The sequence below is a fragment of the Sandaracinobacter sp. genome (assembly GCF_041909755.1).
Taxonomy (GTDB): Bacteria; Pseudomonadota; Alphaproteobacteria; order Sphingomonadales; family Sphingomonadaceae; genus Sandaracinobacteroides.
In genome coordinates, this window is the sequence record NZ_JAYRCW010000072.1 from 1 (window position 1) to 13,167 (window position 13,167).

General features: G+C 66.8%; 14 protein-coding genes. 8 read left to right on the forward strand and 6 right to left on the reverse strand.

From position 1 onward, the window contains the following. From ACE3O8_RS10055 to ACE3O8_RS10090, 8 genes are all read left to right on the forward strand, one after another. Positions 1-999, forward strand: a 999-nt coding sequence (locus ACE3O8_RS10055) for an LptF/LptG family permease (RefSeq protein ID WP_374389337.1), incomplete at its 5' end; no start/stop codon positions are given. Then, positions 999-2,093 carry an LPS export ABC transporter permease LptG gene (gene lptG / locus ACE3O8_RS10060; RefSeq protein WP_374389339.1) on the forward strand — a complete coding sequence of 365 codons (1,095 nt, stop codon included), beginning with the start codon at positions 999-1,001 and terminating at the stop codon, positions 2,091-2,093. The genes ACE3O8_RS10055 and lptG, both read left to right, overlap by 1 nt. Before the next feature lie 188 nt (positions 2,094-2,281). Next, positions 2,282-3,022 carry a sterol desaturase family protein gene (locus tag ACE3O8_RS10065; RefSeq protein WP_374389363.1) on the forward strand — a complete coding sequence of 247 codons (741 nt, stop codon included), beginning with the start codon at positions 2,282-2,284 and terminating at the stop codon, positions 3,020-3,022. Continuing rightward, entirely contained in the window at positions 3,023-4,165 is a 1,143-nt protein-coding gene (locus tag ACE3O8_RS10070) for an N-acetyltransferase (RefSeq protein ID WP_374389341.1), read from the forward strand. Positions 4,166-4,319: 154 nt separating this feature from the next. Further along, positions 4,320-4,892: a LuxR C-terminal-related transcriptional regulator gene (locus ACE3O8_RS10075; protein ID WP_374389343.1), complete on the forward strand. Its 573-nt coding sequence runs from the start codon at positions 4,320-4,322 to the stop codon at positions 4,890-4,892. Between the two features lie 61 nt (positions 4,893-4,953). Then, entirely contained in the window at positions 4,954-5,301 is a 348-nt protein-coding gene (locus tag ACE3O8_RS10080) for a hypothetical protein (RefSeq protein ID WP_374389345.1), read from the forward strand. Between the two features lie 68 nt (positions 5,302-5,369). Beyond that, positions 5,370-5,783 carry a hypothetical protein gene (locus tag ACE3O8_RS10085; protein WP_374389347.1) on the forward strand — a complete coding sequence of 138 codons (414 nt, stop codon included), beginning with the start codon at positions 5,370-5,372 and terminating at the stop codon, positions 5,781-5,783. 22 nt (positions 5,784-5,805) lie between these two features. After that, complete coding sequence (locus ACE3O8_RS10090) at positions 5,806-6,435, forward strand: RadC family protein (protein ID WP_374389349.1); 630 nt, start codon at positions 5,806-5,808, stop codon at positions 6,433-6,435. Between the two features lie 332 nt (positions 6,436-6,767). On the opposite strand, the gene xth is transcribed toward ACE3O8_RS10090, so the two are convergent. The 6 genes from xth to glnE form a co-directional block, all read right to left on the reverse strand. After that, positions 6,768-7,535, reverse strand: a complete 768-nt coding sequence (gene xth, locus ACE3O8_RS10095; RefSeq protein WP_374389351.1) for an exodeoxyribonuclease III — start codon at positions 7,533-7,535, stop codon at positions 6,768-6,770. Between the two features lie 7 nt (positions 7,536-7,542). Then, a complete protein-coding gene (gene erpA, locus ACE3O8_RS10100; RefSeq protein WP_374389353.1) occupies positions 7,543-7,872 on the reverse strand; it encodes an iron-sulfur cluster insertion protein ErpA in 330 nt (109 codons plus the stop codon). Positions 7,873-7,947: 75 nt separating this feature from the next. After that, a complete protein-coding gene (locus ACE3O8_RS10105; RefSeq protein WP_374389355.1) occupies positions 7,948-9,171 on the reverse strand; it encodes a peptidoglycan DD-metalloendopeptidase family protein in 1,224 nt (407 codons plus the stop codon). Positions 9,172-9,261: 90 nt separating this feature from the next. Next, positions 9,262-10,086, reverse strand: a complete 825-nt coding sequence (locus ACE3O8_RS10110) for a ferritin-like domain-containing protein (protein WP_374389357.1) — start codon at positions 10,084-10,086, stop codon at positions 9,262-9,264. A gap of 2 nt (positions 10,087-10,088) precedes the next feature. Continuing rightward, complete coding sequence (locus ACE3O8_RS10115; RefSeq protein WP_374389359.1) at positions 10,089-10,550, reverse strand: peroxiredoxin; 462 nt, start codon at positions 10,548-10,550, stop codon at positions 10,089-10,091. Beyond that, positions 10,547-13,167: bifunctional [glutamate--ammonia ligase]-adenylyl-L-tyrosine phosphorylase/[glutamate--ammonia-ligase] adenylyltransferase (gene glnE / locus ACE3O8_RS10120; RefSeq protein ID WP_374389361.1), on the reverse strand; the 2,621-nt coding region annotated here is incomplete at its 5' end. The genes ACE3O8_RS10115 and glnE, both read right to left, overlap by 4 nt.

Genomic DNA, 13,167 nt, shown 5'->3' on the forward strand with positions numbered 1-13,167 from the left:
CTCGCCCTCTCGTCCGAACTCGACGCGCTGAATTCGGTGGGCGTCGGCTATGGCCGGATGTTGCGGGTGCCCTATATCCTGGCCGCCATCTTCGCCCTCATCAATTTCGGCATCGTCGGCTTCCTGCAACCCTATTCGCGCTATGCCTATGAAGGCCTCCGGTTCGAGCTTCGGTCCGGCGCGCTCGGTGCCTCGATCAAGGTGGGCGAATTCACCCGCATCGCGGAGCGCACGACGCTGCGGGTGGAGCAGAGCTTTGACCAGGGGTCCGACCTGCGCGGCGTGTTCGTGCGCGCGGCCCAGGCCGACGGCCGCTCGCTCGCCGTTTCCGCGGCGCGCGGGCAGTTCCTGATCACGGACGATCCCGACATCATCATCCTGCGCCTGAAGAACGGCACGCTGGTGCATGATGCGCCCGGCACGGCGACGCCGCGGGTGCTGACCTTCGTGCAGCACGACCTGCCCGTGAACCTGCCCGCGATGGGAAGCTTCCGGTCGCGCGGGTCGGAGAATCTGGAACGCACCATTCCCGAGCTTTGGGCCCAGATGCGCGATCCCGGCACCCCGGCCGAGGACCGGCAGACCTCGTCCGCCGCCTTCCACCGCCGCATGGTGCAGTGGATCGTGATGTTCGTGCTGCCGCTGCTGGCCGTCGCGCTGGCGGTTCCGCCGAAGCGGTCCACCTCGGCGATCGGCGTGTTCCTGTCGGTGGTGATCCTCGTCACCTATCACAAGGTTTCGGAATATGGGGAACGCATGGGCGCGATCGGTCGGGTGGATCCGATGCTGGCGCAATGGGTGCCCTTCGTGCTGTTCACGGCCATGTGCGTCTGGTTCTATCATGTGCTGGCGCACAAGCCCGGCGGGCAGCCGATCGGCGCGGTGGACCGGCTGTTCAAGAAGCTGGGCGGCCTGTTCAAGGGGCTGAAGAAGCCGGCCGCGAAGATCGGCCTGGTGCCCGATGAACCGGACGAGCCCGAAGCGCAGGCGGCCCGATGATGCTTAACCGGATTTTCCCCTCGCGCACGCTGGCGCTCTATACCGCGCGGATGTTCGTGATGCGCACCTTCGCCTTCCTGGCGGGGCTGGCGCTGATCCTGATGACGCTGGATCTGCTGGGCGAATCCGCCCGCATCCTGGCCGTTCCCGGCAACGGAGAGGCGGAGCTGTGGAAATATGTGTCGATCCGCATGCCGCAGATCATTGCCCTGTTCCTGCCCTTTTCGGTGCTGCTGGCGACGCTGCTGACCTTCATGACCCTGAACCAGAACAGCGAGATCACGATCTTCAAGGCGGCAGGTATCAGCGCACACCAGATCCTCGCCCCGCTGATGCTGGCGGGCTTCCTGATCGCGGTGCTGAACTTCGCCTTCAACGAACGCGTCCTGGTGCGGGCAAATGCCGAATATGATCGGTGGAAAGCCAATGAATACAGGCCTCTGGCCCCCGAGAACCGCACCGGCCGGGAAGTGTGGGTGCGGGCCGGAGACGATCTGTGGCATGCCGCCGCCGCACAGGGGGCCGGCGCGCAGACGCTGCTGAAAGACGTGACCATCTACAACCGCGAAGCCGACAGGCTGGTGGAGATCGTGCGCGCCGAGGAGGCGTCGCCCAACGGACGCGGCTGGACTCTCAGCATGGTGCGGCGGTTCGAGGTGTCGACCGGGCGGCTGGAAACCATGGCGCGGCAGGATCTGATCTCGCCCGCGACGCCGCAGCAGTTCACCACGCAGGGGGTCAACGCGGATCATCTGCCGATCTGGGAACTGGTGCCAGCAATCCGGGCGCTGAAAGAGGCCGGCAAGCCGACGGACCAGCTGGTCGCCAAGCTCAACCACAAGATTTCCGGGCCGCTGTCGGCCGTGCTGATGCCGCTCCTGGGGTCTGTCGCCGCCTTCGGGCTGGCGCGATCCGGCAAGCTCTTCATCCGCGCGGTTGCCGGCCTTGCCCTGGGCTTCACCTTCTTCGTGGCCGACAATTTCGCCATGGCGATGGCCGATTTCGGCACCTATCCGCCCTGGGCCGCGGCCTGGGCGCCCTTCCTGCTTTTCCTGCTGGTGGGCGAAAGCGTGCTGTTCCGAACCGAGGAGTAGGGCTCGTCCACGCCCCTGCGCGGCAGGCTGTCGCAGCCGCTGCGCGCCTTGCTTCGGCCATGCCGCGTCCCACATTTGCCGCATTGCCCGCCTAACTGGCAGGCGTTGAGTCATATCGGAGCAGACCCTTGTTCGTTGAACACACCAAGCGCCCGGGCATCTGGAACCGCGCCCATTTCCTGGATCGGATGACGCTGAGGGAACTCGTCGTCGCCTATTTCCAATATTATGCGATCCAGGCCTATCTCCTGCTGGCGGCAGCGTCGATCGCGGTCGCCGTGTGGAATCCGCCCAGCCTTGCGGCGGGCGCGGCGGCGGCGGCCTTCACCGTGCTGGCCTATCCGCTGATCTGGTACCTGCTGCACCGCTATGTGCTGCACAGCCAGTGGATGTACAAATCCCCGCTCACGGCGCGCACCTGGAAGCGGATCCACTATGATCACCATCAGGATCCGAACCATCTGGAGGTGCTGTTCGGCGCGCTCTACACCACGCTTCCCACCATCGCGATTTCCGTGCTTCCCGTGGGCTGGCTGATCGGCGGCATGGGCGGCGCGGCCGTTGCGTTTGCCACCGGGCTTATCGTCACCTGCCTCTATGAATTCGCCCATTGCATCCAGCATCTCAGCTACAAGCCGAAGCACCCGCTGCTGGTGGAAATGAAGCGCCGCCACATGGCGCACCACTTCCACGACGAGAACGGCAATTTCGGCATCACCAGCTTCTGGCCGGATCGCCTGTTCGGCACCCTGTATGAGCGCGAGGATCGCCCGGCGAAGTCGGCGACCGTGTTCAACCTGGGCTACACCGACGAAGTGGCGATGGATTACCCTTGGGTGTCCGACATGTCGGGTGGGGTCGCGAAGGGCCACCCCCGCAAGCGGGCGGCCGCCAACGAGAACGGACGCAGCCGCCAGGACGCGGCCTGAATGGCGCTGGAGATCAGCCCGGTCGGCTCCAGGGCCGACCGGAACGCCTTTGTCGATCTTCCCTGGACGCTCTACGCCAATGATCCGAACTGGCGCGCGCCGCTGAAGGACGAGGTGCACGCCCTGATCTCGGGGCCAAAGCGCAACCCATGGTTCCTGCATGGCCGGGCGGAATTCTTCCTGGCCCGACGCGACGGCAAAGTGGTCGGCCGCATTTCGGCACAGGTCTGTGATCTCGTGCAGCAGCGCCGGCCGGGGCTGGGCCAGTGGGGCCTCTTTGAGACGATTGACGACGCGGAGGTCGCCTCCGCGCTGATTCGCACGGCGGAATCCTGGCTGCGCGCCCAGGGCATGACACGGGCGCAGGGCCCCATCAGCATTTCCATCTGGGATGAACCCGGCCTGCTGGTCGCCGGTTTCGATACCCCGCCCAAGGTGATGATGGGTCATCATCTGCCCTATTATGAACGGCATGTGCTGGCCGCGGGCTATCAGGGCGTGAAGGACCTGTTCGCCTGGAACGTGCAGGTCACCGACGGGTTCCCCGAAGTCGTGAACCGCATCGTGGCCGCCGGAGAGAAGAACAAGCGCATCCGCATCCGCCCCGTCGATCTGAAGCGGTTCGATTCGGAAGCGCGGATCATCCTCGACATCCTGAACGAGGCCTGGGGCAACAACTGGGGCTTCGTGCCGCTGACGGATGCCGAAGTGGCGCATGTCGGCAAGAAGCTGAAGCCGATCGTGCTGCCGCATCAGGTGCTGATCGCCGAATATGATGGCGAACCCGTCGCCTTCATGATGTCGCTGCCGGATATCAACGAATTGACCCGCGATCTGGATGGCCGGCTGCTGCCGTTCGGGTGGGCGAAACTGCTGTGGCGCCTGCGCAATCCGCAGACGACATGGTTCCGCGTGCCGCTGATGGGGGTCCGCACCGAACTTCAGTCCACCCGGACGGCCTCGCTGCTTGCGTTCATGATGATCGAATATGTCCGGCGCACGGGCGTCGCGAATCATGGGGCAAGCTGGGCGGAGATCGGCTGGATCCTCGACGACAACGGCCCGATGATCTCCATTGCCGATGCCGTGGGGGCAAAGGTTGCGAAGACCTATCGCATCTATGAAGCCGAACTGACCGATTGATCGGTCCGAAAAGGTCCGTGCGGCATTAACGAGTCTATGGCCCCGGGCTGAGACTGTGGTATCGAGTCGCCGGATCGCGCAGGCAACAGTCTTTTGCGATTCGAGTCGCATTGGATAAACAACAGGCAGGACCGTCGCAGTGGCGTCTTCACGCATGGCAGACGTGGATCTCGCAGCCCGAGTCGCCCGGCTGACTGCCGGGCAACGCGAATGCCTTGACCTTGTCGACGATCATGCGACCTCGAAAGAGATCGCGCGCCAGCTTGGCATTTCCCGCCATACAGTCGATGCGCGCCTGAGGGGCGCGATCCAGACCCTGGGTGTCAGCAGCCGCCGCGAGGCTGCGATCATCTATCGTGCCGCAATGCAGGCTGAGACCTATCAGCCATTCGCATATCAATCGTCGCGGATTGTGACACAGACGCCAGAACCGGAAGATGCCGGGGATGACGCAGATGTTGAACATTTCGAACCGATACACGCCGGGCAGGCGGCAGCCGAACTCACGGCTGCTCCGCAACCGGTCGCTGCTGTCGTTTCAGACAGCGCGGTGTGGACAGCAGTCCCGCCGGCTGGGTTCACCTTCCGTCAGCCGTCACTCCGACTTTGGGGGGGCTCAAATGACCTGAGCCCATCCCAACGAGTTGTCGGCATCCTGGTGGTCACCATGCTGGCATTCGGAGTATTCCTGACAGGAATTGAAGCTCTAGCTTTGCTTCGATCCTGAATTTTCAATCTCTCTGGTTAGGGAAACTGCCCCGTATCCCGGCGGCAGAAGGAGATTACTTATGGCCAAGCATCGCAAGGAAGTCGCTCTTCAGGTCGCCCGCTCGCTCTATGCTTCGGAAGATTCGATCGATGGCGCGCTCACCCAGGTCGCAAATTTCGTCGCGATGATGCCGGCAGCCCGCCAGGAAGCGAAGTTCGCCGCCTGCGTCGGCCAGGATGCCCTGTCCGAGGCGATCAAGGCGATGACGCTGCTGAACCAGGCCCGCGAGGCGATGGTTCGCGCCCATGAAGCGCTCGCCGAAGTGCGCGACCAGTTCCACATCGGCCCGTTCGGCTTCGGTGTCGATCCGAACAAGCCGGCCTATCCGAACCAGGCTCAGCTGCGCCCCGTTCAGGCGGTCGCCTGATCCACGGGCGCAGGGCGGCAGGCAGCGGACATGATCCGGGGATTCGATCTCAACGGAGTTGACGCAGCATGAGCATGCTATTCGCAATCTTCCTGATCGTGATGCTTGCCGCCCTCGTGATGGCGTGGTGGCTGGGTGGACGCGACGAACGGCTGGCCGCGCTGGCGCTTGTCGCGGCGGCGCTGGTGTCGCCCATTCTCCAGGCCCACAGCTATGCCGAACCGGAAATGGGGATCGTCGCGGTCGATATCGGGCTGTTCATGGCCCTGCTTGGCATCGCGATGATCTCCCGGTCCTTCTGGCCCATCTGGGCGGCGGGGTTCCAGCTGTGCGCGGTTGCCGTGCATTTCGCAGCCGCCAAGTCGCCCGTGATGTTGCCGGCAACCTATGCCGAAGCGCTCGCGATCTGGACCTTCCCCGTGCTGGGGGCGCTGATCGCGGGAACCTGGCTGGAAGCGAGGGCACGTCATGGCCTCGGCTAATGCACTCCGTGTCGCGCCGTCGATGGGTGCGGGCCTCAGGGCCGCAAGCCAGCATGAGCCGCGCGACAGGTGGCTGCTGATGCGGCTGCTGGCGGCAGGCCAGTCCATGCCCAAGCTGGCGGACCGCCTGATCGAGGAACAGGGCTCGCTCGGCTCCGTGCTGACCACCAGCGAGGAGCGGCTGCGCCAGCTGGGGGCTGATACGAACGGTATCGCGATCCTGAAGCTGATCCGGGAAACGATCAGCGTCGTTCTCGAACGCGGCGCGCAGGATCGCCTGCCGGTGGATGGCGGGGCTGCACTGGCGGAGGCGATGTTCTCCGAGATGGCGCATCTTGCGGTGGAACAGGTGCGGGTGGCCTTCCTGGATGCCGGCCGACGGCTGATCCGGATCGAGGTGATGGGCTCCGGCACGGTGCATTTCGCCCATGTCTATCCGCGCGAAATCGCCCGGCGCTGCCTGGAGCTTTCGGCTTCGTCGGTTGTGCTGGTGCACAACCATCCCTCCGGCGATCCGACGCCTTCGCCGGAAGACATCCAGATGACGAAGCGCATCAGAAAAGCGCTGGAAGCCATTGATGCAGCGCTGTTCGATCATCTTGTGATCGGCCGGAAAGGCTACATCAGCTTCCAGGAATGCGGCTTGATATAGGAGGTAAGTTATTGAATTGAAAGGATAGAGGCATATCAACTGTTCGTATATCAATCATCCTAGATTGTCCGTTGCCGCGCCCATGGCCCATAAGCAGGTCATGGCGGTGAGGTAGCGGCGCGAACAAGCCAGCGCCTCTCCAGGCCAACCAGTCACGGCACGTCCGGGCCCTCCCCCGGGCATGACGGAGGTGACGGTGGCGTCCGATTTCCGACCCTGCGGACGCCACCGTCACCGAATTTTTCCACCAGATCCGATCAAAGCGCCAGCCCCCCGCAGAAGGATATCTGTGGGTGATTGGGCGCGCCTGCGTTGTCAGGCCCGCCGGGGCTTCAGGCGAGTTCCACCCAAACAGGCACATGGTCGCTCGCGCGTTCGGCGCCGCGTACCTCGCGGTCGATGCCGCAATCCGTCATGCGGTCCGCCGCTGCGGGCGACAGCATCAGATGGTCGATCCTAAGGCCCCAGTTCTTCGCCCAGGCGCCGGCCTGATAGTCCCAATAGCTGTAGCAAGGCGCATGCGGGCGGTGGCTGCGGATGGCGTCCGTCCAGCCAGCCGTCTCCAGCGCGCGGAAGCGGGCGCGGCTTTCCGGCTGCACCAGCGCGTCTCCGGCCATCATGTCGGGCCGGGCGAGGTCAAGGTCTGTCGGGCAGACATTCCAGTCGCCGGCCAGGATCACGGGCGTCTGCAACGCCAGCAATTCGGCCGCCCGCGCGTTCAGCCTGTCCATCCAGCCCAGCTTGTAGTCGAACTTCGGCCCCGGAACCGGATTGCCGTTCGGCAGATAGAGACAGGCGAAATGCACATCCCCGATCCGCGCCTCGATCCAGCGGGACTGCACATCCTCCTGGTCGCCGGGCAGGGTGCGCTGAACCTCTTCCGCCGGCTGGCGCGACAGGATGGCGACGCCGTTGAAGCCCTTCTGGCCATGTATCAGGCATTGATATCCCGCCGCCTCGATGGCGTCGCGGGGGAAGCGATCCGTTTCCGTCTTGATTTCCTGCAGGCCCACGACATCGGGCTTCGCAGCCTCCAGCCACTCCAGCAGGCGCGGCAGACGGGCGCCGATCCCGTTCACGTTGAAAGTGGCGAACTTCACCCGGTCGTCAGACGGAGAAGGACGTGCCGCAGCCGCAATTGGACGCGGCGTTGGGGTTGCGGACCTGGAAGGCCGCGCCGCCCAGATTCTCCACGAAATCCACCACCGATCCTTCGACCAGCGGCAGGCTCATGCTGTCCACCAGCAGGCCGACGCCATCCGTCGTCACTTCCACATCGTCGTCCGCAGGCGCATCGGCCAGCTCGAACCGGTACTGGAAGCCAGCGCACCCTCCGCCATCGACAGACAGGCGCAGCCGGGCGGATGCACGGCCCTGCCGGGCGGCAATCGCGGCCACGCGGGCGGCAGCAGAAGGGGTGAGGGAAATGCCAGCCATAAGTGGCAGAGTTAGGCCTGCTTCCGCCCCCTCGCAAGGGCGCGGCGACGCAGGCCGTCGATTCAAGCTTGTCGGTTACTGGGCCGAGCCCATCTCCGGCCCGGCCTTTTCCTGGCTGTAGGCCAGCAGATAGCGCGAGGATTCGATGAAGGGGCGCGGGTTCACCGGCTGGCCGTCGATCCGCACTTCATAATGCAGGTGGGTGCCGGTGGAACGGCCCGTGGAGCCCATGCCGCCGATGCGCTCGCCGATGCCCACCCGCTGGCCCTCCGTCACGGAGATGCTGGAAAGATGGCCATAGCGGGTCACGATGCCCCGGCCATGATCGATATCGATCGCATTGCCATAGGCGCCGAAGCGCCCGGCGCGGACGACGCGGCCCGCGGCCGCGGCAAAGATCGGTTCGCCATGCGAACCGGCCATGTCCAGCCCCGCATGTTGCGCGGCCCGGCCGTTGAACGGGTCATAGCGCACGCCGTAGCTGGACGTGAGGGTGTAGCTCTTGGCCGGCACGAAGGAGGGCAGCGACGCCATCGCTTCTTCCAGCTGCTCCACGCGCTGCCAGTTCACGAACAGCTCGGCAAAGCGCGGGTCGGTACCACCCGCCACATTGCCGGCCGGCATGTAGGGGCCGCCAAGCCCCGTCTGGGTGAAGCGTCCGGCGGACTGGGCGATGAAGCGGCCCGGATTGAGGCCCAGGCGGCCGATCAGCGCCTCGGCGTCGCGCAGGCGGGTTTCGGCGGTGGCGGATGCCTTGTCCACCAGCGCGAGCTGCTTCTGCTCCAGCGCTGCAAACGGGGCGAGAACGCCGGCGGCCGCAGCCACTTCGGCGGAAACCTTGCGGGTGGTGCGCGGCAGCAGGTCGGCGAGCGCCGCGCCGCGGGCCTTGCCCGTCAGCAGCGCATCCAGAAACTGCTGGCGCGCCTCGATGCGCTCGGCGGTCGTGGCGACAGTGCCCTTCAGGGCTGCGGTGTCGGCCTTCAGCGCCTGAACCTGCGCGGCCATGCGGGCCAGATCGGCCTGGGCCTGCGTGTCGGCGGCTTTGTCGGCGGCGACGCCGTTCACGGTGGAAACGGTCATCCACCCGGCGATCATTGCGGCAGTGCCAAGTCCCATGAGCTGTGCGTGCGTCCCGATTCTGATCGAACGGTGCCCATCTCCGGATTCGATCAGGATTCGCCGCTCAGGGAAAAGCGAACGCAACGATGCTGCGGCGCGCTCTGCGGCACGTTTCACAACGATCGGCATCTGCTTCCTTTTTTGACCCTTCGCGCCAGACCCACGAAACCTTTGCGGCATTCGTTCGTTATGGCTTCAGTTCAGTATGACTTTTCGGCCCCGTTTCAGTGCCCGGCCCGGTCGCCCGGATGCAGGAACGCCAACGGATGGTTACCGTTTAGTGGCGCTGTCGGGCAGGCCAAGCGCTGCATACCAATCCGTCGTCAGACCGGCTTGCCGACGCGCCGAGTCGTTGAACGGCGGCTTAACGGCGCCCCGGAAATGCTGTTCCACCAGCGCCCGGAACCGGGCCGAAGGTTCTGACACTGATTCGGCACATAGTTTGCGGAACCAGCGATTCCCGGCTTCCACATGGCCGATTTCGTCCGCCAGGATCTGCGCCAGAACGGCTGCTGCGGCCGCATCGCCCAACGCCTCGAAGCGCTCGATCATCACAGGCGTCACATCCAGGCCGCGCGCTTCCAGAACCTGGGGCACCACCGCCAGCCGGGCTTCCAGGTCATGCGCCGTCACCAGCGCAGCTTCCCACAGCCCGTCATGGGCGGGCAGGTCGCCATAACAGCCCCCGGCGCCACGCAGCAGGCCCTGCAACAGCATGAAATGCCGGGCCTCCTCATCCGCGATCTGCAGCCAGTCGCCGGTGAAGGCGGGCGGCATGCCCGCGCCCCACCGCGCGACGAGATCGACGGCAAGGTCGATCGCGTTCAGCTCGATATGGGCCAGCGCATGCAGCAGGGCAAAGCGCGCGCGGGGTGATCCGGCGCGCTTGCGCTTCGGCATGGCGGCGGGCGGCAGCAGCGCGGGCCGGGCTGGGCGCGCCGGGCGGTCGGGCACGGCCGCGCCCGCCTCGCTCAGCGATATCACGCCCGCCTTCCAGCGCAGGTTCAGCCGCATCGCGGCTTCCGCCTTGGCGTCCGCCCCGGCGGTCAGCAGCACCTCCACACAGGCGTCGCGCAGGGTTTCGGCGGCCGCCATGCTCAAAGGGCTTCGGCCGCCTTCAGCACGGCGTCGGCATGGCCCGCCACCTTCACCTTGCGCCAGATGGCGGCGATGCGCCCGTCCGGCCCGATCAGGAAGGTGGATCGGTCGATCCCCATATATTTCCGGCCGTAGAGGGTCTTTTCCACCCAGGCGCCATAGGCCTCGATCACCGCGCCCTCCGGGTCAGATGCCAGCGTCACCGTCAGTCCATGCTTGTCGGCGAACTTGCGGTGCTTCGCGATCGAATCCTTCGAAACGCCGATCACCGCCGCCCCGGCAGCCCGGAACCGGTCGAGCAGGCCGGAAAACTGGATCGCTTCCGTCGTGCAGCCGGAGGTGTCGTCCTTGGGATAGAAATAGAGCACCAGTTTCCGCCCGGCGAAGTCCGACAGGCTGACTTGCCCGTCCGGTGTCTCCATCGTGAAGTCCGGCGCTGCGCTTCCCACGTCCAGGCTCATGGCTTGTCTCCCTGAAAGGTTTCGGCCCAGGCGCGGGCCACTACGGCGCGCGCGGCCGAAAGGTCGGATTTCAGCGCGGCGAGGCTCGGCTTTCCGCAGGCGCGCGCGATCAGGGCGCCGGCATTCGAATCCGGCGCCGCCGTCGCATCATGCGGCTGCACCAGCCGCAGCATCACCAGCATATCGTTCATCAGCCGCGCCGGTCCGGCAAGGTCGGGCGCCAGCAGCGCGGCCGCCTCCTCCAGCCCCGTCGGCACCGGCCGCCCCGCCAGCAGCGCGCGCACGGCCACGATGAACTCGATGTCCACCAGCCCGCCCTTCATCAGCTTCACGTCGAACGGGCCAGCGGGCGGCTTGTGCCGCGCCATGTGGCGGCGCATCTCCTGCGCCTCGCGCTTCACGAAGGCGGCGTCGCGCGGGGCCGTCACCAGCGCATCAATCGCGGCCCCGGCGGCGGCGGCGTCCTCGGGGGCGCAGCCCACCGGCCGCGCGCGCGTCAGCGCCATCTGCTCCCACACGCCGGCATCCTCGCGCTGATAGCGAACGAAGCTGTCCAGGCTCACCACCAGAAGCCCGTCTCCGCCGGATGGCCTCAGGCGGGTGTCCACCTCGTAAAGCGGCCCGGCGGCCGTCGGCACCGTCAGCGCCGCGATCAGGCGCGGCCCCAGCCGGTTGAACCAGGCGCTGGCCGACAACGGCGGTTCGCCGGTGGAGCGCGCCTCGTGGCTGCCGCTGAACAGCAGCACCAGATCAAGGTCAGACTGGGCCGTCAGCTGGCCGCCGCCGAAACGCCCCAGCGCCAGCGGCAGCAGCCGCGCGCCGGGCACCGTTCCGTGCCGCGCAGCGAACTCCGCCGTCACATGATCGGCCAGCAACCCCACGGCTGCATCCGCCATGTGCGCCATCTCGCGGGAGGCGACGCCCGGCGTCACCGTCCCGTCGATCAGCTGCACGCCCAGCGCGAAGCGGCGCTCCGCCGTCCAGATCCGCACCCGGTCCAGCAGTTGCTCGCCGTCCAGCCCCCGGCACAGCGACGCCAGCTCCGCCCGCGCCGCACCGGCATCGGGCAGGGGGCTCGCCGGCTCCAGCAGCACGTCCAGCAGGCTCGGCCGCTTTGCCAGCGCATCCGCCAGCAGCGGGGTCGTCGTCAGCAGCCGGCCCACCACCTTCGCCAGCGCCGGGTGCGCCGCCAGCAGCCGCCAGAACTGCACGCCAGAGGGCAGGGCGGTGATCAACTGGTCCAGCCGCAGCAGGGCTTCCCGCCCCGTCCGCCCGCCGCCCACCTGCTGCACCAGCGCCGGGATCACCGTTTCGAAGGCGCGCTGCGCTTCGGGTGCGCGCAGCGACCGGGGCCGGCCGGACCGCCAGCCCTCCACCAGCGTCGCCAGCAGCCGGGCGTCCTTCAGCTTCGCCTTCGTGCCCCAGGCCTCCACATCGGCCGCCGGCTGCGGCAGGCGCGGACCGCGCTGCCCCTCGCCGGTTTCCAGAAGCCGGTCATACAGCTTCGCCACCGCCTTCAGCCGGGGGGCGAGCGCGGCCTCCACCGCGCGCCAGTTCGCCTCGCCGCACAGGCCCGCCACCTGCGCCCGCTCCGCCGCCTGCTTCGGCACGCTGTGCGTCTGCTGGTCGCCCACCATCTGGATGCGGTGTTCGATGGTGCGGTAATGGCGATAGGCCTCGGCCAGCAGTTCGGCCTCCTCCGCCCCGATGCGCCCGGCTGCGGCCAGCGCCCGAAGGGCCTCCACAGTCGCCCCGGCGCGCAGCGAAGGATCGCGGCCGCCGAAGATCATCTGGTGCACCTGGGCATAGAATTCGCACTCGCGGATGCCGCCCCGCCCGCGCTTCAGGTCAAAGCCCGGCCCCAGCTTTTCCACCTCGCCGAAATGGTCGCGGATCTGGTGGGATACCTCGCGGATTTCCGCCAGCGCCGAATAATCCAGGCTGCGCCGCCAGATGAAGGGGTCGATCGCCTTCAGGAAGGCCTGCCCCATGGCGATGTCGCCGGCGGCCGCCCGCGCGCGGATGAAGGCGGATCGCTCCCACGCCAGCGCCTGCGACTGGTAATAATGTTCGGCCGCGCCCAGCGGCAGGGAGGATGGGGTGGAATCCGGGTCCGGCCGCAGCCGCAGGTCAACCCGCAGGGCATAGCCGTCGCCGGTCCGCTCGCTCAGCAGGTTGGAAACCCGCCGCACGATGCGGACGGCCGCCTCGGTCGGATCTTCCCCTGCCCGACGCGGCAGGGTTTCGGATTCGTGCAGGAAGATCAGGTCGATGTCAGAGGAATAGTTCAGCTCGAAGCTGCCCATCTTGCCCAGCGCCAGTGCCGTCAGGCCGGCGGGCGCCTGCTCGCGCTCGGCAAAGGCGCTGGTGATGGCGAAATCCAGCGCGGTGTCGGCAAAGCGGGTCAGCGCCGCCGTCACCTTCTCCAGCGGACAGTCGCCCGCCAGATCCGCCAGCGCCGCCGTCAGCGCCACGCCCCCCCGCGCCTGCCGCAGCGAAGGCGCGGGCCGGGCGGGATCAAGCCGGCCGATCGCCGCCTCCATCGCGGCGTCGAATCCCGCTTCGTCCATCTGCGCCAGCAGCTCGGGCTCGCGGCGGATCAGCCCGCGCAGGAAGG

What these genes read in the sequence shown, in the direction of transcription:
- lptG (WP_374389339.1), top strand. Translation starts at nt 999, where the DNA reads ATGCTTAACCGGATTTTCCCCTCGCGCACGCTGGCGCTCTATACCGCG.
- ACE3O8_RS10065 (WP_374389363.1), top strand. Translation starts at nt 2,282, where the DNA reads ATGACGCTGAGGGAACTCGTCGTCGCCTATTTCCAATATTATGCGATC.
- ACE3O8_RS10070 (WP_374389341.1), top strand. Translation starts at nt 3,023, where the DNA reads ATGGCGCTGGAGATCAGCCCGGTCGGCTCCAGGGCCGACCGGAACGCC.
- ACE3O8_RS10075 (WP_374389343.1), top strand. Translation starts at nt 4,320, where the DNA reads ATGGCAGACGTGGATCTCGCAGCCCGAGTCGCCCGGCTGACTGCCGGG.
- ACE3O8_RS10080 (WP_374389345.1), top strand. Translation starts at nt 4,954, where the DNA reads ATGGCCAAGCATCGCAAGGAAGTCGCTCTTCAGGTCGCCCGCTCGCTC.
- ACE3O8_RS10085 (WP_374389347.1), top strand. Translation starts at nt 5,370, where the DNA reads ATGAGCATGCTATTCGCAATCTTCCTGATCGTGATGCTTGCCGCCCTC.
- ACE3O8_RS10090 (WP_374389349.1), top strand. Translation starts at nt 5,806, where the DNA reads ATGGGTGCGGGCCTCAGGGCCGCAAGCCAGCATGAGCCGCGCGACAGG.
- erpA (WP_374389353.1), bottom strand. Translation starts at nt 7,872, where the DNA reads ATGGCTGGCATTTCCCTCACCCCTTCTGCTGCCGCCCGCGTGGCCGCG.
- ACE3O8_RS10105 (WP_374389355.1), bottom strand. Translation starts at nt 9,171, where the DNA reads ATGCCGCAAAGGTTTCGTGGGTCTGGCGCGAAGGGTCAAAAAAGGAAG.
- ACE3O8_RS10110 (WP_374389357.1), bottom strand. Translation starts at nt 10,086, where the DNA reads ATGGCGGCCGCCGAAACCCTGCGCGACGCCTGTGTGGAGGTGCTGCTG.
- ACE3O8_RS10115 (WP_374389359.1), bottom strand. Translation starts at nt 10,550, where the DNA reads ATGAGCCTGGACGTGGGAAGCGCAGCGCCGGACTTCACGATGGAGACA.